This is a genomic window from Lysobacter enzymogenes (genome assembly GCF_017355525.1).
Classification (GTDB): domain Bacteria; phylum Pseudomonadota; class Gammaproteobacteria; order Xanthomonadales; family Xanthomonadaceae; genus Lysobacter; species Lysobacter enzymogenes_C.
In genome coordinates this window covers 13,389-30,340 of the sequence record NZ_CP067395.1, presented here as the reverse complement: position 1 = coordinate 30,340, position 16,952 = coordinate 13,389, and the positions used below count along the sequence as shown (strand labels likewise).

The window sequence follows — 16,952 nt, the reverse complement described above, 5'->3', positions numbered from 1 at the left end:
AAAAATGGTGTTTTGGACAAACTGGACAAACTGGACGCCTTTAAAATCAACCATTTGACGCACTCCTAAGAATCAACTTTAAGTTTGTCCAATCGCCACTTATCCACAGAAAAGGGGGGGGGCACTTATCCACAGCCTGAATAGGGGGTCACAAGCCCGCCTCGCGCTTCCAGGTGGATAAGGTTGAGCGCCCTCGGGCAAGGTTTGGGAAGCCCAAGCTTTGTGCGAGGAGCTCGACCTCACGCTCTAGTGTTCTCAGGTCAACGCCCTCACCCATGCGGTCCAGAGCGTGTTTCTTGATCCGGTCTTCAGCCTGATCCCGTGCATCCGCAGAAGCCGACGCTTTGACTACCGCCTCCTCCGTCAACTTCGTCTTCACCTTGTAGGCGTCGAGGACCGCGGCCGCCGGGTTGGACAGCACCAGGCTTGTTTCCCTCTGCCCGTCCTCGCCTATGATCGGGAGCTCATGCGTAAGCGCCTGCAGGAGCATCGACGGGTGCTCAGCGCCGTCCTTTTGCTTGGGGTTGGTGATCTCGACGGTGAGCGGCGTCGGGCCGGGCTTGGCGTAGATCATCACGTCCATGCCGGAGGGCAGGCTTGAATGCCCCCGGGCGGTCTCGCCCACTTTGCCGGTGTGGTGCACGGCAAAGCACGCGGCCCCGAACTCCAGGCGCAACCGCTTCATGGCCGCGATCATCTGGCCCATGTCCTTGCCGCTGTTCTCGTCGCCGCCGTCGAGGGCGGTGAACAGGGTGTCGATCACGATCAGTCCCGCCTGCCCCCGCTCAGCCTCGATCGCGCGGATCGTATCCACCAGGCGCTCAAGGTCATCGGCATCCTGCAGCCGCGGGATCTGGCGGAAGGCGAACGTGCTGGGCGCTGGTGTAGCGTTGTGCGCGCACCATGCGGCAACGCGCTTGGCGAACCCCTGCTCGCCCTCGCCGGCCAGATAGAACACTGTGCGGGCCTTGGTGGGCTTGCCCTGCCAGTCCCGGCCGGTGGCGATGCTGAGGGCGACATCGATGAAGACGAAGCTCTTAAGCGAGCCTGATGGGCCGTACAGCACGCCGGTGCAGTCCTCGGGGATCAGCTTCTGCACCAGCCACCGCGTAGGGCCAAGGTTCGCCACCATGTCGTTTGCGAAACGGAAGCCCCAATACGGGTCCTGAGGCTTCGTAGGCGTCGCAGGCCGGTCTGCCTTGCGGATGGCACCGTCGAGCGCGCGCACGATCTCGTCGTCGGGGATGACGCGGCTGTAGCGCCCCTGAGCCACGCGGTCGCGCATCGTGCGCAGGGCTTCGTCATAGGTCAGGTGGCCCTGGGCGACGTCTTGGGCCAGGAACCTCGTCTCTTTGAGGATGGACGCGTGGCGGTTGATCTCGACGACGTTGCCGAGTGTTGGGCTACTCGGGGCGGGCTCGGGGGTGGCTGCCGGCGGGAAGTGCTCCAGCGCTTGAGCGGCGCTGTAGGGCTGCGCCTCAGACGCTTGCACGATGCACACCTGAAACGGCTCGCCCTTGCAGTGCCAAAATCCCGGCAGGCGCATGACCCGCGGCAGGTCGTTGACGCTGGGGTCAGTACCGAAGCGAGCAGCGATCGCGCGCTGGATGTCGGCGAACTGATCGAGTGGCAGCCCGTCGACAAGCCAGTACACGTGGTACTTGTTCGGGCTGGTCTGCACGACCAGGTGCGGCTCCAAGCCGCAGTTGAGTAGCGGCGCAAGCGGCGCGCCGTCGGTGTCCGCCCAGATCGCGCGCACGCGCTTGATGTGCGCGGCGTCCTGCCCGCCGTGGTTGATGGCCACGAACACGCCGCAGTCATCGGTGTTGGAGCGCGCAAGGATGCTGCCGAGGGCGGACAGCTCACCGTTGAGCTTACGGGCGCGCTTGGGATCCTTGCGGCCTTCCAAGTCATCGAACACACGAAAGCAGAAGCCGTCGGCCTCCTCATCGAGCAGTGTCAGGAAGCGCTCGGCTTCCTTAAGGTCTGGCTGCCGCAATTTCTCTGCTGAACTCACGCAGCCTCCTGGACGATTCGGCGCACTTGGTACTCAAGCTGGGTCATGCTGGTCAGATGCCAGCGATTGCAGTGTTTGCAGCGGTAGAACGAGACGGGGACGAGCGCGTTGGTGCTGTGCGCAGCACGACCGACAACTTTGGCCGCGTCTTGATAGCGCTTGTAGATGCGCTTGCCGGTGGCTTTGCAGATGCCGGCGTGGAGGGTCATGCGGACTCGGGAGTCGTGGAGCGCAGGTGGTCCATCAGTTCTTGAAAGCTGCACTCGCCAGGCTGTGCGCCCTCGGGGATGATGGGCTCCCACTGCTCAAGGTGGATCCACACCTCATGCCCCGGCGGGATGGGCTCTCCTGACTGGTTGGTGACACCGCTGTCGAGCTCTGCAGTGGCGTCGTAGTCTTCGCTGGCATTGAAAGAAATCAACCGACCGGTTACGCCGATGCCCGCGACGCCGCGTGTCTTCTTGATTCGCTGGCCTACGAAGAACTTAGCCATTAGGGGCTCCACGGACTGCGGAAGTTGAAGATGTCCTGCGCGAAGGCCCACAGTCGCGAGGGGATGAAGCCCGGCAGCGACTCAGGCACGGTGTTCTCGACCTCCTCGACGACCAGGCCGTCAGCGCGCCAGTCTGAGATGTGCGATGGATCGCCGTAGAACTCGAAGTGCCAGGGGTGGCTTTGGCCCTGGATTTGGAGGGCGAGGAGCTTCTTAGCCATTGGCCTGACCCCGGGCTTTGGCGAGGGCGGCTTTGGCGCGGTCACGCCCATCCAGCCAAAAGCCGTTTTCAGGCTCTTCGTTCGTATCGTCGTTCTCGACGTACCACGCCAGCGCCGCATACAACTCCGGCGCCGCGGCGATTAGGTGGGCGTTGGCTTGACGTTCTTCATTTGCGCCCGCATCCCGCGAGTGTCGAACCTGCTGGGCCTGGGCGACCATCGTTTCGCCATCCAGCTCGGCGATGAAGCTCTTGACCGCGGCTCGCGCATCCTTCAGGCGCTTCGACCAGCCATCCTTGCGACCTGTTGACGAATAACGAAGCTTGGCTCGCACATACTCGCGCTCGGCTTCGGCTTGCACATTGATTAGCCCTTGCAGGCGACGTGCTTGATCCGGAGTCATTACCGCCCCTCCTTCGCCCGCCTCAACGCTGCTTCAGCGAAGTCGGCGGCAGCCGCTTGCTCTTGCGCACCGCCGCTGCGCGCATCCAGCATCCGCTCGACCGCATCGCACAGGCGCAGGGTGTGTCGCATCGCCTCCATCGCGGTCTCGTGGGTGGAATAGCTGATGTCGTCGAGGTCTCTCGCTCGCTCGATCTCGCGGATGCACTCGTTGTAATTCAGCTCCAAAAGAGCGCTAGCTTTCACATTCATGCCGCCTTCTCCATGTCAGGCGCCTCGTACCAGTCCGGCACAAGATGCGCGCCGGCAGTTGCGCCGGCGTACAGCCACACGTCCGAAACGCCATAGGCGCGCGACGCCCAGACGAGCGTGTGCGGGTCGTTGACCATGCCGACCGCGCCGCGTTCGATTCGGCCGAGCTGGCCGGGGGATATGCCGATACGCATGGCCGCGACTTTCTGCGTCATGCGCGCATTGGTTCGAGAGGCCAGCATTCGAGCGCCAAGCGTGTCGCCCTTGATCTGGCCGGTAAGCGTGGGATCGAGCTTTTTCATCGCTACCCCTACATCCGTTGAAGTTGGGCAAACAACTGTTCCATCCGCTTGCTTTGTTCGATGAACTGACGCTGCAACTTCGCCCGCTCGTCCTCCGGTTCGATCGCCACAGGCGGCTGATAGCCCGCCTCGTGCATCTCGTAGGCCGCGAGGATGTGCACACCCGCGGCTCGCGCCTTGCGCCGGATAAAGGACAGCTGGTCCGGCGTCAGCCGATCCCGCTTTTCCGGGTTCAAGCAGTCCGCCATCCAGCGGCCGGCATCCATCGCCGATTTCTCAGGCTTGAGCTCCGAGCCGATGGATTTCATGCCGCCGAGCGCGTTCACCGTCGCTCGGATCGCGTCGTTCAGGTCATCAACAAAGACAGGAATGAAAGAGTCGTTCGTGGTCATGGTTCGTCCGTTTCCGACCTCGTCCGAGTAAGTCGGACTGCGTCGGACAAGCTCCTGGGGGTACAAAAAAAGCCCATCCCGAAGGACAGGCTTGATGTCAGATCGTTTTGCTAGCAGGCGCGTTGAGGTGTTGGCAGCGTTGGTTTTGGAGGCGTTGCGCACGGCTGGGCGTGGCCACGTGGCGGTAGGCTGCCCACGGGCGATTGGCCCGGAAAACGGAGGCAGCCATGCGGTACATCGTGATTGTGGATGCGAGCTCGTTCATCGGCAGGTCCCTTCTTGCGAAGGACCACGACGGCCTGAGTGCTGGCAATCCGATCCTGGATTGCGCAGAGATCGATATGAGCCATCACTACTTCTTTCGAGCGGTGCGCGGTCCTCTAGACACACGTACTGGAAAAACTCATCTCTCCCTTTGTTTTCCGCACACGGCGGTGCTCGTCGTGAACGAATACGACAAGAAGGAAGGAATTGTTGGATTCGCCCTATCAGGCGAGTGAAGGTGTCACCGCCCATCGCTGGTCTCCGTGGGGGTGGGGCCGAAAATGTCGGGGCGCAGGTCGTGGCGGGAGACTTCTCCGGCGCTCTCCTCGTCGAGCCGCCGCGCAAGCGCGCCGCCAAAGCGCTGGCCAGTGCTAAGAGCCTTGCGCAGGTAGCCCAACGTGGTCCCAGCCCTCAGGGCGAAGGCGGCCTTTTCGGCAGGATCGAGGCTAGCCAAGTAGCTTCTGAGTTCACTCATGACTCGAAAATTACCACATGGTAATGTCAAGTCAACCCCGTTTGGTAAACCGTCGCGCGGTAATGGATGCTGCGCGTATGAGCGCAGATGACCGACCTGAAGTCGCCTTGAGGAGGAGACGCCTGAAGGCGTGGATTGACACCCATTTTCGGGGCCGGAAAGCTGACTTCATCCGTGCATACGGCCTAAATCAGGGCGAGATCTCTGGTCTTCTGCGCACTAAGTCGTTTGGTGAAAAGCGCGCTGCGAGCCTAGAAGCCGCTACAGGCATGCCGCCCGGTTACCTCTCCGCCCCGGATGGCGCTATCGCTGACCGACCAAAGGCGACACGCGTCACATCTAGCGAGACTGCCCGAGACTACGTTCGCTTCCAACTGCTAGACGGAGCGGCCGGCATGGGGGATGGGGTCGAGAACTCTGACTATCCGGAAGTCATCCGGGAGGTCGATATTGCTGGCTGGGAGGTCAGGCGGAAGCTTGGCTTCCTTCCTCGGCCAGGCCGTATCAAGCTTTTGACTGGCCGAGGGCCGTCCATGCGGCCAATGATCGACAACGGCGACGTTTGCATGGTAGACACGGAGGTTCACGCCTTCGTCGGCGATGCGGTCTACGTCATCAATGTCGGTGGCGAGACCCTGATCAAGATGCTTCAGATGCGCGGCGATGGCCTGTATGTGGTCAGCGCCAATGTGGACTACCCTGCCTACAAGGTCGACCGATCGGAGCTATTCGTAGGCGGCAGGGTGGTATCGGTGCTGGGTATGAAGTCGGTATAGCAACTTCTAGAAGACCAGTTACCTAAATCAAGGAGATGATGATGGTCCGAAGATTCACTGCAGCATCCTGCCTGTCGCTCTTGCTGACAGCCTGCACGACCTACCAAGTAACACCTACAACCAACGCAGCGCCCGGTAGCAGATCCGGCGTGGTTGATGTCTTGTTTGCCCCGCCAGCCAGACCTTATACGAGTGTCGGAATTGTTTCTGCTAGGAAGTACAAGCCTGGCTTTGTAGACCCAACAACTTCAGACGCTATACCGCAGCTCCAGGCTGCGGGAGCGCAGGTTGGAGCTGACGCGGTAATCGTTAGGTCGTCGCAGGCTAACGATGGACGAAGACTTATTACAGTTGAGGGCGAGGCGATCAGATACAACGACGTCAGCCCTATTGGATCATCGACAGCTGCCGCAACGGCTGCACCTGCTTCACCTGCGGCGGGATATGAAGCAGCGCTTCGCTATGCTGCTGAACGAGGATGCGCAAGCAATGGCGTGTCGATGGTGAGCGGCAACGTCTACCGTGCAAGTTGCTCATCTACAGGCAGGTCTCTGATCATTCAATGCCAGGGGCAGAGCTGCAAAGAGGTCAACTAGGTTAAATCGGCCCCACAAAAAAGCCCCGCTAGTGCGGGGCTTTTTCATCTGGGGATGCGCTTGTTCGTCTGAAGTCGTTTGGCCCGACCTGTAACGGCTCGTGATTTGCAAATTCAACAACCAAGCGGATAGCAACGCGTGCAGCGCCGCCAATGACGGCTGCAAGTACCGCGCGAGCAAGAACCAAGCTATCCGTAAAGCCTTCGGCGAGCGGTCGAGTGATTTCGTTCATGCCTATCTCCCGTGAGTCACTTCCCTGACAAACCGCCAAGCTCCCGTCACCAACACGAATCCGCAGAGTCCGATGTCGACGTAGAGCAACACTAGCTCAACCTTCGTAACGATCGTGTAGATTTCTTCTGGGAACGGATGAAGCGCGTGCAACCAGTGTACGAACACTGCCACCAGCCACGCCAGTGCCAGGAATGATGCAAAGATTACCGCGGTGCCGACCAGGTGCCCAATGAGCCGCAGAACTGACTGCCAGTACGTGTACTGTCCGTACCTGCCGTATCCGTACATGAGATCTCCAAGCGCAGCTTAGCGCTTCCCCCGTTGTGGGGACATACGTCTAAAGGCATACGGATAGGCCAATTGAGGCCAGGCCGCCCCGCTATCCATAACTTCTGACTACCGTTCGTCGGGGAGCTTACCTTTTGGTATTGTCAAAAACATCACTGTTCGGTAATTCTTAGCCCACACCAGCCCCGCGCTGGTCCCGGAGCCGAACGATGAACCCGAACGCGAATCTGGACGAGACGAAGAACGCAGGCGCCGTGAGCGCCGGGGCCGTGGATGTGCTGGCCGTAACCACGCGGGAAGACTTCGCCGCGCTGGTGGAGTCCTGCAAGGCCTGCAATCTCCCCGCCGAACTTGGCTGGGACGAGCGCCGTCGCGCAGAGACCGTAATGCGCCGCGCACAAGGCTGGCTGCGGTCTTCGTTCTTCTCCATGCAGTCGAGCGAGACGCAGCAGCACGTCGCCGCGCTGCTCTCCGTCCGCGAGGCCCGCCGCCATGTCTGAGCCCACTGTGGATGTGCTGGGGGTGCTGCGAAAGCATCGCGCGGACTGCGGAATTCTTGGCTGCGACTGGTGTGCTGAGTTGGACGGCGTCATTGCCGCCGTGGCCGAGCTGATCGAGGCGGCGACGGCATTCCGCAGGGGCGAGTATCACGACCCTGAGACCGAATTCAGCGTGCAGTACAACGAGCGCAGGCGACGGGAAGCCGCTCGGCTGCACGCCGCCCTCGCCCGCGTCGGGGGTGCGAAGTGAGCCGCATAGACATCCTCGAACAGTTGCGCCAACAGCGCAACGACGCCCGCAGCCTGCTGCGCGATCCGTCAAACGACTACCGCTGCTTCCTCGGTCGCCATGCCATGGCCGCCTACAAACGCCTTCGCTGCCGAGCCATGGCTCCCGCTTCCCTGCCCCGCTACACACCGCAACTGCCTTTCGGATGGAGGCAAGCCGCATGAAACGCTACCTGGTCATCGTAGTCGTGCAGCGCGAAGTCGAAGCAGCAAACGAAGAACTCGCGCGCGCAGTTGCAGCGCTGGACCTGGGACTTCCAGAGCTTCCCGAGAGCGCGATCGTTCAGGAGCTTGCTGCGTGAACCCGATCATGAAGCAGCTCGGCGATGACGCGGCCGCAATCTTCGGCTCTCCGGCGTTGTTCCGTGACATCGCCCGCCCCGTCTCTCCGCATCCCCTCTTTCCTGTCGTCGAGGTCCCCGAGGATCGCTCGGATTTCACCCGCGACGACGAATCCACAGGAGTCTAGTCATGGGAACCGTCATCCCGATCATTCATGCCCGCAAGAAGCGCGCAGAGGCCGCGGGGCTCGTCACCGCGCTCGCTGCTCGCCGCTACCGCCTGGATGACGAGACCGTAATCCAGTTGGCCAGCAAAGCACATCGCTTGGTGCTCTGCGGGCGCTCCGCCGGCGCAGTCCGTGCGCGGATGGTCGCCGAGGTACGGCGTCTTTCTGCAGAAAGCCCGGAGGCGGCCTGATGTACACGCTGACTTCTGGCGAGCTGATCGGGTTGGTCGCCTTCTGCATTGTTGCGGGCGCAGTGATCGGAGCGGGCTTGCTGATCGCATTCGCGATGGTGGAGGGCTTATGAATCTCACTTTCCTTTCGCTGCAGCGTGTTCGCCGCGGGCGAGTTCTGACCCACACGCCAAGCAACGAAGAACGTGTAGCTGCCTTCCGCGCCTTCCGGCCGCCACTGATCGGCAACGCGTACCCGTGGCCGCACAAGGCTGCCGCCTACGCCGCCGAGCAATCACCGCCGCCCGCTGACGAAGTGGCCGGCCTCACCTACGACCAACTCTCCGACGGATTCTGACATGGACACCGAATTGGACATCGCCGCTCGCGAACTTGAAGCCGCCAAGATCGCAGAAGCGCAGGCCCAGGCCGCGCGTCTCGACGCAGAGCGCAAGGTGCTAGCCCTCGTCGGCAGCAAAGACGAAGGCAGCGAGATGCACCGAGGCAACTGCTACAAGGTCGTGGTGACGGGAGTCGTCAACCGCACGGTCGACCAGGCGGCGCTGAATGCGGTGCGCGCTCGGCTGAGCGCCGAGATCTTCGACAAGGCCTTCCGCTACAAGGGCGAGGTCGTCACCGCCGGACTGAAGTACCTGCGCGACAACGAGCCGGAGCTTTACGCCATTGCCGCCGAAGCCGTCACGGCCAAGCCGGGCAAGGCGTCGATCACGGTCGAGGGGATCGAGTTGCGGAGGGCGGCGTGAAAGAACGCCGCGCTGGGCTGTTGTCCAAGTGCACTCCACCAAGGCATGGCCTTTCGAGAGAACTAACGTCACTGACTAAGCGCGTATCAAACGGGTATGGACGAGGCACCGTAACCCTTACCTGTCCAATCTGCTTCACGAAATTTCGCCGATTCCCCTCGCAAATAAAGCTGTACAAATGCAGCTATTGCTCTAATGCGTGCTCTTGGGAATCCAAGAAAATAGAGATTGAACATTGGTGCGTTGTTTGTGGATCCATGATGATTCACAAGCCGTCTGATGTAAGAAAACACAGCACCTGCTCTAAGCATTGCCAATCTATTCGAAAGCGTGGAAAGCCCCTGGAGCAGATCTCTGGAGTTCGTAAAGACTACCTGGGCCAGTCTAGCTACAAGGCGGCACTCAGGAGCGTTACGGAACTTGGGAAGTGCTTCTTCTGTGGACGCAACGACGGTCCATGGGTAGTACGAAACATCAAGTTCACTGGTTCGATTACGACTCCCGAAGTGGACATTTCCACTGCAGAGCTTTGGTGCAAGTGCTGTCATCTTCGCAACCTTGCCCCTATAGCTTCGGCCGCCGCACTAACCACGCGATACAAGACCTGAGACCACCATGGCCATCTCCCTCTCCAGCATCTCCCGCACCACCCGCAACGCCCTGCCCCCGCGGGTGGTCATCCACGGCGCGCAGAAAGTCGGCAAGTCCACCTTCGCCGCCGGCGCTTACAAGCCGATCTTCATCCCCCTGGAGGACGGCCTGAGCGGCATCGAGGTCGACGCCTTCAACGGCGGCTCCCCGCTCAAGACCTACGAGGAAGTGCAGCAGGCGCTGACCGCTCTGCGCGACCAGGAGCACGACTACGGGACTGCGGTGGTGGACTCGACTGACTGGCTCGAACCGATGATCTGGGACTACGCCTGTCGTCGTAACGGCTGGGCCAACATCGAGGCGCCCGGCTACGGCAAGGGCTACATCGAGGCGAACGCCGTTTGGCGCGAATTCCTGGCCGGATGCAACGAGCTCCGCATGAACCGCGGCATGGCGATCGTTCTGATCGCACACAGCGCCGTCAAGCGCTTCGAGGCGCCGGACAGCGAGGCCTACGACCGCTACGAGCTGAAGATGCAGAAGGGCGCGCTCGGCCTGATCGTCGAGTGGGCTGACGCGATCCTGTACGCCGCCGACGAGGTCGCGATCAAGAAGGAAGACGTTGGTTTCAACAAGAAGCGCGCTCGCGCCGTCGGCACAGGCGGTCGCGTTATGCACTGCAACGCAAAGCCGAGCTTCATCGCCGGCAACCGCTACGGGCTTCCGGACGTGCTGGACCTGTCGTGGCCGGCACTGATGGATGCGATGCACCCGGCCGCGCAGGCGGCTTGATCTACGGGGCGAAGCGGCGACCTGGTATGGCACCGCCTGGCGCGACATTCAACAGCCTAGCCCCTCCTACCCCGCACTACTAACGAGAGAACAGCAATGGCCAATCTGACCGGCGCCTACGATCCGAACGCCGAAGCCCAGCAGGACTTCGCCCCCATTCCGACCGCCGACTATCTGGCGCGCATCGTCGAGTCGGACATGAAGCCCACCAGCGGCAACACCGGGCACTACCTGGAGCTCGTCGAGGAAATCATGGAGGGCGAATACAAGGGCCGGAAGCTCTGGATCCGCCTCAACCTTGACAACCCGAACGAGAAGACAGTCGAGATCGCGAACCGCCAGTTCGCGTCGATCCGCGAAGCTACCGGCGTCGCCAATCCGCGTGACTCTCAGGAGTTGCACAACAAGCCGCACATGATCCGGGTCGAGTTCTACCCGGCTGGCAGTGAGATCATCTACGGCTCCAAGAAGGGCCAGAAGCGCGACCGCGATACCAACGAGGTCAAGTCGTGGCGCAAGCCGGAAGTTGGCTCGGGAAACGTCAATCCGTCGGCGAGCAGCACGCCCAGCCCGACGCCTGCCCCTTCTGACAACGCCCCCTGGCTCCGCAACAAGGCCGCCTGATCGTACACGCGAGCGTCGCGCGCACCTCCGCGCTGAGCCGGCAGCGTAACGACGTACCGGCACTTTCAATGAGGCGGTCGGCATCGGTATCAGGCCGACTAATCGCCGATGAAGCGGAGCCGTCTTAAACGCGACGGCACGCCGCCCGCCTCACCTCCTAGAGACCATCATGGCCACCCTCCCCCAATCCGTCACCCAATCGCCGACAGTCACCGCGATCTACTCGTGGTGGGAGGGCAAGCTCGAGCGCTTAAGCCGGCGGCTTGGCGCGTCACAGATTGGGCGGCCGTGTGATCGGGAGCTTTGGTACAGCTTCCGCTGGTGCTTTACCGGCAATGGCCCACGCTTCGATGGCCGCATGAGGCGGCTGTTCAACCGGGGGCATCGCGAGGAAGCCGTCTTCACCGAGGAACTTCGTGGCGCTGGACTCCAGGTCATCGACCTCGATCCTGGAACTGGTGAGCAATTCACGTTCACAGCCTGCAGTGGCCACTTCGTCGCAAAAATCGACGGTGTTGCTCTTGGCGTCTTTGAGGCGCCGAAGACCTGGCACAACCTAAGCTATAAGACCGCCAAAGACGACAAGTGGAAGGCGCTCCACAAGAGCGGGGCAAAGAAGGCTGAGCCGGGCTATTGGGCCCAGAACCAAGTTGAGATGCGGCTTGCATCCCTTGAGCGGACCTTGCTGCTGAGCGTCAACAAGAATGACGACCAGATCTATGGCGAGCGAATTCGTCACGACGAAACCGCGAGCCAACGCCTGCTGGACCGGGCTGACCGCGTCATCTTCTCGCCGGAGCCGCTCACGCGGCTGAGCGAAGACCCCGCATGGTGGCAGTGCAAGGGGCGTTGCTCCTTCTACGACACTTGCCACGGCGTTCTTCTGCCGAAGCCTTCCTGCCGCGCCTGCCTTCACGCCACGCCTGAGCGGGACGGCGACGGCCGCTGGAGCTGCGCCAAGTACGGCGCCGACATTCCGTTGGACGCGCAGCGCGAGGGGTGTGGAGAGCATCGTTACATCCCGGCCCTTTTGAGCCGCTGGGGCGAAGCCGTCGACGCCAGCGAGGCCGAGGGCTGGGTCGAGTACCGCGCCGCGGATGGCTACGTGTTTCGCAACGGCCCCTGGGGGATCAACAGCTTCACCTCCAAGGAGCTGGCCGCAAGCACGCCTGCCCTGCTCCGCGACGTCGAGTTCCAACGCATCCGCGCCGAGTACGCCGGCGTGATCGTCGATCGCGAATCCGAGACCTTCGAGGAAGCCGCATGAGCATCGAAATCATCGTCGGCCGACTGGGTAAGCAGACCATCAGTCAGATCGCAGACAAGGCCTCGCACGAGATCGTTGGCGCCGGCAAGACGCGCGCTCTATGCGTAACGCCAGATGGTGTCGCAACACTGGAGAGCGTCGGCCACGTGCTGGACGAGGACCTGGTGGGCGTCTACAGCGTCGGGCCGGGGAAATTCCAGCTGTGGCGGATGATTCAGGAGGATCTGCACGTCGCAGTCGCGGAGCGCGGGCTTGGTCCGCGGGCGAAAGCGCGGAAGCGTGTCTACGCAGGCCGCAAGAGCAAGGTGGCGGCGTGACCATCCGACTTCGCCCCTATCAACAGATGGCCCTGGACTGCCTCTGGGACTATCTCCGCGTGGCCGACGGCAATCCGGCTCTCGTACTGCCCACTGGCGCCGGCAAGTCGCCGCTCATGGCCGCCATCGCGTCCGAGGCTGTGCAGCAGTGGCAGGGTCGCGTGGGCATCCTGGCCCACGTCCAGGAGCTGGTCGCCCAAAACGCTGACAAGCTGCGCTCGTATTGGCCCGAAGCCCCGATGGGGATCTATGCGGCCGGGCTGCGCAAACGTGATCGGTTCGAGAAGATCCTGTTTTGCCAGATCCAGTCCGTCGCGAACCGAGCACACGAGCTGGGCCGCTTCGACTTGCTGCTGGTCGACGAAGCGCATCGCATCCCGCTCGATGGCGAGGGCATGTATCGCGACTTCATTGCCGCTTGCCGCCGCTTCAATCCGCACCTTCGCGTGATTGGCCTGACCGCGACTCCATACCGGCTCCAAGGGGCTGCGGTGCCGGTGTGCGGCCCCGACCATATCCTGAGCGAGATCGCATACGAGGCCCGCGTCGGAGACTTGATCGCCGACGGCTATCTCAGCCGGCTGGTCACGCCTGGCGGCCTGATCCGCGCCGACCTGTCCGCGGTGCACACCCGCGGAGGAGAGTACGTCGAGCGCGAGCTGTCGGCGGCCATGCGAGCCGATGACTTGGTCTCGCGCACCGTCGCCGATCTTCTGTCTCGCGCTGCGGGACGCCGAGCTGGGATCGTGTTCTGTGCTGACGTGGCTCACGCAGAGGCGGTCTTGGAAGAGCTGCGCGCTCGTGGAGAGCTAGGCGAGGTGATCCACCGCGGCACCAAGAAGGCCGCGCGCAAGGCGGCAATTGAGGCCTACCAGAGGGGCCTACTCCGTTGGATGGTCAACGTCAACGTGCTGTCCGAGGGCTTCGATGCACCGCACATCGACTGTGTGGCCATGCTTCGGCCGACCAAGAGCCCGGGCCTGTACTACCAGCAAGTCGGCCGTGGATTTCGTCTCGCAGACGGAAAGAACGACTGCCTTGTTCTCGACTACGCCGGCAACATTTTGGAGCACGGACCCGTCGACGCGATCCGCGTGCGCTCGGCCAGGCCGGGTAAGGCGGCCACGGTCGATACGGCTCGCGTCAAGGAGTGCCCGCGATGCAATGCGGTCCTGGCTCTCGGTATTCGTGAGTGCGAATGCGGCTTCAAGTTTGGCAGCGCTGACCCATCGCACTTGGATCGCCCGGTGGATGCGCCCGTACTGAGCGCCGATCAGCCGCGGAAGATCACGAAGCACGCCGTGCATTCAGTGAAGTATGAGCGCGGCAAGGGCAAGCAAGGCAAGCCCGACCACTTGCGCGCCATCTACCAATGCGGCCTGCGCCGGTTCACGGACTTCGTGTGCCTGGAGCACCAGGGCAATGCGCGGGCAAGCGCTATGCGCTGGTGGCAAGAGCGCGATGCTGAGGGTGGCATCCCGCGAACTGTCGAAGAGGCGCTTGAGCGCGCCTACAGCCTGCCGACACCGAGCGGCATTACGACGGACGAGACTGACAAGTGGCCTCGGATCACCGAGTACGAATGGGGCGCGGCCGAGCCATCCGCGGCTCCGCAATTCGTTAACAACAGCGCGCCCGAGTGGCTGCGTAGTGCCATGAGGAAGGCAGCGTGAATAAGCAGCACCTAGAGGCGGCTTTTGCAAAGTGCGCGCTGTATGCCGCAGAGGCTCAGGCGCGAGGCGACCAGTTGTCGCAATCGCAGTGGGGAGATCTGGCCATAACGCTGGCGAAGGCGCTCAAGGACTGCGATGAGCCAAGCGATATCGGCCCGGTCGAAATCCAAGAGGCAATCGCGTGCCTCGACAAAAAGGAGAACGAGCGTGTTTGTCACTGAAGATATTACGAAGCGCGCGTGCAACGCATACGACGAAGCCAGGGCCGGCGATGACATGGCGGAATATCCCGCGATGCACGCCGCCCTAACCGCCGCGCTGGCTTCGATGTGGCGGCCGATTGAGGAGGCGCCGAGGGATGGCGAGCACATCCTTATCGATAGCGAGGATGGACCTCGTGTTGCCTACTGGGCGCTCGTAACCGACAACATGACCCGTGCCGAGACGCGCAAGTTCATCTGCCCTTGGAGCCTGGACGACGTTATCGGCAATCGCTTCATGCCCCTCCCCGCCCCTCCTGCTGCTGTGGGAGGTGAGTGATGGTCATCTTTCTGTCAATCGTCTGCATGTTCTTGGCAGCCACCAGCGTCATTTCGTGGCGGGAGGGTTTCGACGCAGGTCGTAGCCGAGCCCGCCGTGACGGCATCGGCATCAACTCCAACGAATTCGCAGCCAACCTCGCAAAGCTGCTTGATGTTCAAGCAGACGGAGGTGACTCGCCTGTCGCCTATGTCAAGTGGGCAATCCAAGAAGCGAAGAAGGAGACCCGCCCATGACCACCCCGCACGACGCGCGGCCGGTTGCGCGCTACCACCTCTTTACCGGCGAGCGGACCGACGACTACGGCTGCGAGTGCCGGCACGGCTTCGTCGAAGAGTCGCCGAGCGGTGATTTCGTCCTCTTCACCGACTACGACGCCCTGCGCTCGGAGGTGGAGAGGTTGCGGGAGGACGCTAATCGGATGAACTGGCTGACGCGAGCCGGGGATATTCACATCGGAATGATTATTGACGCGCCTGGAGATGGCGATATTTCAATCAGCCACGATCTTCCGCCATACCGCGCATGTGGAATAACTCTGCGCGAGGCCGTGGATTCAGCTATCAAACTAGAGCGCGACAGTCGCGCCGCCCTCAACGCGCAAGGGGATGAAGGCAATGGCTAAGTTTCAAGTGATTCTCCAGTACGACGCTTGCGAAACAATTGAGGTTGAAGCCGACGACGCCGAGCAGGCACGAGAGCTTGCCGCTGACAAAGCTAAGGCACATCTCTGCTACCACTGCTCCCAAAGTCTCGATCTTGGCGATGTCTTTGGCGAGATCGTTATTGATGAGAATGGACGCGAGGTGACGTCATGACCCACAACGAACTGCGGGAGCTGGTGTTCGCTTCGATCCGTAGCGTTCTGCGAATCCATGCTCCAGACGGCAAGTGGATCACCGGCCCCAACAACTTCACAGAAGCTGCCGCCGAGCACATAGCCGACGAACTCGAGTGCCTCCTCACCCAATCGCCAGTCGTCAACCAGGGGTTGACTGCTGAGGGGTGGGTGGTGGTGCCGAGGACGGTTACGCCTGAGATTGAGGCCGTTTACGGAAATGACTCAGGTGCTTATCAGACCGCTCAGGAGCTACATGACGCCATGCTCGCCGCCGCGCCCGCCGCTGAGTGTCCGTCCTGCGAAAAAGATGGCGTGTGGGCTACTGACGGCACCGGGCCATATGACTGCTACACCTGCGGGAAGAAGGCTGCGCCGGCGGTGGAGGTCGATGAGGCGATGGTGGAGGCAGGCGCGCGTGAGGTCTATGCCGACATGGTTTACGACGAACCTGGAGAAAAGCCGGCGTGGGTTGAACGCGGCAACAGCCTCAAGCAAGGCGAAGCGCGGAGAATGGCCCATCGAGTTCTGGCGGCGGCGCTGGGGCGGGAGGTGGGCCGTGGCTGACCGCCCCTCACCGAGATTCCATCGCGACGACGGCAGCGAACGCATCAACGCGCTGCGCCGTGATTTCGAACACTGGTACGTCGGCGCCGCGTTCGATTACACGGCCAATCCGATTGGCAGCCAAAACTGCGACCTGCAATGGCGGGCGTGGCTAGCGTCTCGGGACGCCGCAGCGCCGGATGGCGCTCAGTCCGAGCGCGGCGCGTTTTACGTGTGCCCGACTTGTCACGGCGTCGGCAACGTCACGCGAGAGACCTACGACCGCACCTTGGCTCAGCCGGAGGGCGCGCAGGGGATCGATTACAACATCCGAACCAGTGCCGGCCTCAACAACGCCTGCGCCAAAATGCACATGGCGGAAGGGCAAGGGGCGAGCGATGCGCTGTACGAACTTGCGGTGAAACACGGTGCGCCCGAAGCTACAGCCGCAGGATTCGCGCATACCGTCAACAACGCGATGATCGCTCTCCACGAACAGGCGCTAGATCGTCCGGTCACCACCCCGCCCCAGCCCACGGAAGCGGCGCGGGATCGCGAGGATGCGGCTGCAAAGTTTGGCGCGTTCGCGGTCGAAATCCTCAATCTCGACGCAGACTGGATCGGTGACGTGGATGGCGGGATGCTGCAAGACGCCGCCGTCAAGCACGGACTGCTTGATCCGGTCGAGGTTGCCGAGCCTTGCGGCGAAGGGTGCAATTGCTCGGCTTACGGAGAGTTCCCGCACGAATGCTTCCGGCCCACACCGATCATGCAGGCCGCCATCGACGCCGCGCGGGCCGCGGGTGGGGGTGGAGAGTGAGC

Annotated in this window: 30 protein-coding genes; 21 read left to right on the top strand and 9 right to left on the bottom strand. The window is 62.1% G+C overall.

Annotated features, from left to right (window positions below; translation table 11 throughout):
* Nucleotides 1-148 precede the first annotated feature (148 nt).
* Genes JHW38_RS00245 through JHW38_RS00210 form a run of 8 tightly spaced genes read right to left on the bottom strand, consistent with a single transcriptional unit; the run spans nucleotide 149 to nucleotide 4,079 of the window.
* The gene (locus tag JHW38_RS00245; RefSeq protein ID WP_207524050.1) at nucleotides 149-2,017 is read right to left on the bottom strand and encodes an AAA family ATPase; all 1,869 of its coding nucleotides are present in this window, start codon (nucleotides 2,015-2,017) and stop codon (nucleotides 149-151) included.
* Complete coding sequence (locus JHW38_RS00240) at nucleotides 2,014-2,226, bottom strand: hypothetical protein (protein ID WP_207524049.1); 213 nt, start codon at nucleotides 2,224-2,226, stop codon at nucleotides 2,014-2,016. Before JHW38_RS00240 ends, JHW38_RS00245 begins: the two co-directional genes overlap by 4 nt.
* On the bottom strand, nucleotides 2,223-2,510 hold the full coding sequence (locus JHW38_RS00235) for a hypothetical protein (protein WP_207524048.1): 288 nt from the start codon (nucleotides 2,508-2,510) through the stop codon (nucleotides 2,223-2,225). The genes JHW38_RS00240 and JHW38_RS00235 overlap by 4 nt, the downstream gene beginning before the upstream one ends.
* Complete coding sequence (locus tag JHW38_RS00230) at nucleotides 2,510-2,731, bottom strand: hypothetical protein (RefSeq protein WP_207524047.1); 222 nt, start codon at nucleotides 2,729-2,731, stop codon at nucleotides 2,510-2,512. The genes JHW38_RS00235 and JHW38_RS00230 overlap by 1 nt, the downstream gene beginning before the upstream one ends.
* Nucleotides 2,724-3,134 (bottom strand): hypothetical protein, encoded by a 411-nt coding sequence (locus JHW38_RS00225; protein ID WP_207524046.1) that lies wholly within the window; start codon nucleotides 3,132-3,134, stop codon nucleotides 2,724-2,726. Before JHW38_RS00225 ends, JHW38_RS00230 begins: the two co-directional genes overlap by 8 nt.
* Nucleotides 3,134-3,385: a hypothetical protein gene (locus JHW38_RS00220; protein ID WP_207524045.1), complete on the bottom strand. Its 252-nt coding sequence runs from the start codon at nucleotides 3,383-3,385 to the stop codon at nucleotides 3,134-3,136. Before JHW38_RS00220 ends, JHW38_RS00225 begins: the two co-directional genes overlap by 1 nt.
* Entirely contained in the window at nucleotides 3,382-3,687 is a 306-nt protein-coding gene (locus JHW38_RS00215; RefSeq protein ID WP_207524044.1) for a helix-turn-helix domain-containing protein, read from the bottom strand. The genes JHW38_RS00220 and JHW38_RS00215 overlap by 4 nt, the downstream gene beginning before the upstream one ends.
* An 8-nt stretch (nucleotides 3,688-3,695) precedes the next feature.
* On the bottom strand, nucleotides 3,696-4,079 hold the full coding sequence (locus JHW38_RS00210; protein ID WP_242691104.1) for a hypothetical protein: 384 nt from the start codon (nucleotides 4,077-4,079) through the stop codon (nucleotides 3,696-3,698).
* Nucleotides 4,080-4,306: 227 nt separating this feature from the next.
* On the opposite strand from JHW38_RS00210, the gene JHW38_RS00205 reads away from it, so the two are divergent.
* Nucleotides 4,307-4,579: a hypothetical protein gene (locus JHW38_RS00205; protein WP_207524043.1), complete on the top strand. Its 273-nt coding sequence runs from the start codon at nucleotides 4,307-4,309 to the stop codon at nucleotides 4,577-4,579.
* Nucleotides 4,580-4,895: 316 nt separating this feature from the next.
* Nucleotides 4,896-5,594 (top strand): S24 family peptidase, encoded by a 699-nt coding sequence (locus tag JHW38_RS00200; RefSeq protein WP_242691101.1) that lies wholly within the window; start codon nucleotides 4,896-4,898, stop codon nucleotides 5,592-5,594.
* Nucleotides 5,595-6,218: 624 nt separating this feature from the next.
* On the opposite strand, the gene JHW38_RS00195 is transcribed toward JHW38_RS00200, so the two are convergent.
* On the bottom strand, nucleotides 6,219-6,422 hold the full coding sequence (locus JHW38_RS00195) for a hypothetical protein (RefSeq protein ID WP_207524042.1): 204 nt from the start codon (nucleotides 6,420-6,422) through the stop codon (nucleotides 6,219-6,221).
* Nucleotides 6,423-6,921: 499 nt separating this feature from the next.
* On the opposite strand from JHW38_RS00195, the gene JHW38_RS00190 reads away from it, so the two are divergent.
* The 19 genes from JHW38_RS00190 to JHW38_RS00100 all read left to right on the top strand — a co-directional run bounded on the left by JHW38_RS00190 (nucleotide 6,922) and on the right by JHW38_RS00100 (nucleotide 16,950).
* The gene (locus JHW38_RS00190; RefSeq protein WP_207524041.1) at nucleotides 6,922-7,212 is read left to right on the top strand and encodes a hypothetical protein; all 291 of its coding nucleotides are present in this window, start codon (nucleotides 6,922-6,924) and stop codon (nucleotides 7,210-7,212) included.
* Nucleotides 7,205-7,462 (top strand): hypothetical protein, encoded by a 258-nt coding sequence (locus JHW38_RS00185; protein WP_207524040.1) that lies wholly within the window; start codon nucleotides 7,205-7,207, stop codon nucleotides 7,460-7,462. The genes JHW38_RS00190 and JHW38_RS00185 overlap by 8 nt, the downstream gene beginning before the upstream one ends.
* Nucleotides 7,463-7,661: 199 nt before the next feature.
* Nucleotides 7,662-7,802, top strand: a complete 141-nt coding sequence (locus JHW38_RS00180; protein ID WP_207524039.1) for a hypothetical protein — start codon at nucleotides 7,662-7,664, stop codon at nucleotides 7,800-7,802.
* A complete protein-coding gene (locus tag JHW38_RS00175; RefSeq protein WP_207524021.1) occupies nucleotides 7,799-7,969 on the top strand; it encodes a hypothetical protein in 171 nt (56 codons plus the stop codon). The genes JHW38_RS00180 and JHW38_RS00175 overlap by 4 nt, the downstream gene beginning before the upstream one ends.
* Before the next feature lie 2 nt (nucleotides 7,970-7,971).
* On the top strand, nucleotides 7,972-8,199 hold the full coding sequence (locus JHW38_RS00170; protein ID WP_207524020.1) for a hypothetical protein: 228 nt from the start codon (nucleotides 7,972-7,974) through the stop codon (nucleotides 8,197-8,199).
* Between the two features lie 109 nt (nucleotides 8,200-8,308).
* Nucleotides 8,309-8,536, top strand: coding sequence for a hypothetical protein (locus JHW38_RS00165; RefSeq protein ID WP_207524038.1), 228 nt, complete (start codon nucleotides 8,309-8,311; stop codon nucleotides 8,534-8,536).
* A 1-nt stretch (nucleotide 8,537) separates the two neighbouring features.
* Complete coding sequence (locus JHW38_RS00160) at nucleotides 8,538-8,942, top strand: DUF7173 family protein (protein ID WP_207524037.1); 405 nt, start codon at nucleotides 8,538-8,540, stop codon at nucleotides 8,940-8,942.
* 615 nt (nucleotides 8,943-9,557) lie between these two features.
* Nucleotides 9,558-10,325, top strand: a complete 768-nt coding sequence (locus JHW38_RS00155) for an ATP-binding protein (RefSeq protein WP_207524036.1) — start codon at nucleotides 9,558-9,560, stop codon at nucleotides 10,323-10,325.
* A gap of 96 nt (nucleotides 10,326-10,421) precedes the next feature.
* A complete protein-coding gene (locus JHW38_RS00150; protein ID WP_207524016.1) occupies nucleotides 10,422-10,949 on the top strand; it encodes a DUF669 domain-containing protein in 528 nt (175 codons plus the stop codon).
* A 169-nt stretch (nucleotides 10,950-11,118) separates the two neighbouring features.
* Nucleotides 11,119-12,216 carry a hypothetical protein gene (locus JHW38_RS00145; RefSeq protein WP_207524015.1) on the top strand — a complete coding sequence of 366 codons (1,098 nt, stop codon included), beginning with the start codon at nucleotides 11,119-11,121 and terminating at the stop codon, nucleotides 12,214-12,216.
* Nucleotides 12,213-12,533, top strand: a complete 321-nt coding sequence (locus JHW38_RS00140; protein WP_207524014.1) for a hypothetical protein — start codon at nucleotides 12,213-12,215, stop codon at nucleotides 12,531-12,533. Before JHW38_RS00145 ends, JHW38_RS00140 begins: the two co-directional genes overlap by 4 nt.
* A complete protein-coding gene (locus JHW38_RS00135; protein WP_207524013.1) occupies nucleotides 12,530-14,206 on the top strand; it encodes a DEAD/DEAH box helicase in 1,677 nt (558 codons plus the stop codon). Before JHW38_RS00140 ends, JHW38_RS00135 begins: the two co-directional genes overlap by 4 nt.
* Nucleotides 14,203-14,427 (top strand): hypothetical protein, encoded by a 225-nt coding sequence (locus JHW38_RS00130; protein ID WP_207524012.1) that lies wholly within the window; start codon nucleotides 14,203-14,205, stop codon nucleotides 14,425-14,427. The genes JHW38_RS00135 and JHW38_RS00130 overlap by 4 nt, the downstream gene beginning before the upstream one ends.
* Nucleotides 14,414-14,746: a hypothetical protein gene (locus tag JHW38_RS00125; protein WP_207524011.1), complete on the top strand. Its 333-nt coding sequence runs from the start codon at nucleotides 14,414-14,416 to the stop codon at nucleotides 14,744-14,746. Before JHW38_RS00130 ends, JHW38_RS00125 begins: the two co-directional genes overlap by 14 nt.
* On the top strand, nucleotides 14,746-14,982 hold the full coding sequence (locus JHW38_RS00120; RefSeq protein ID WP_207524010.1) for a hypothetical protein: 237 nt from the start codon (nucleotides 14,746-14,748) through the stop codon (nucleotides 14,980-14,982). The genes JHW38_RS00125 and JHW38_RS00120 overlap by 1 nt, the downstream gene beginning before the upstream one ends.
* Nucleotides 14,979-15,371: a hypothetical protein gene (locus JHW38_RS00115; protein ID WP_207524009.1), complete on the top strand. Its 393-nt coding sequence runs from the start codon at nucleotides 14,979-14,981 to the stop codon at nucleotides 15,369-15,371. The genes JHW38_RS00120 and JHW38_RS00115 overlap by 4 nt, the downstream gene beginning before the upstream one ends.
* Nucleotides 15,364-15,564 (top strand): hypothetical protein, encoded by a 201-nt coding sequence (locus tag JHW38_RS00110; RefSeq protein ID WP_207524008.1) that lies wholly within the window; start codon nucleotides 15,364-15,366, stop codon nucleotides 15,562-15,564. Before JHW38_RS00115 ends, JHW38_RS00110 begins: the two co-directional genes overlap by 8 nt.
* Complete coding sequence (locus JHW38_RS00105) at nucleotides 15,561-16,151, top strand: hypothetical protein (RefSeq protein ID WP_207524007.1); 591 nt, start codon at nucleotides 15,561-15,563, stop codon at nucleotides 16,149-16,151. The genes JHW38_RS00110 and JHW38_RS00105 overlap by 4 nt, the downstream gene beginning before the upstream one ends.
* Nucleotides 16,144-16,950: a hypothetical protein gene (locus tag JHW38_RS00100; protein WP_207524006.1), complete on the top strand. Its 807-nt coding sequence runs from the start codon at nucleotides 16,144-16,146 to the stop codon at nucleotides 16,948-16,950. Before JHW38_RS00105 ends, JHW38_RS00100 begins: the two co-directional genes overlap by 8 nt.
* Nucleotides 16,951-16,952 lie beyond the last annotated feature (2 nt).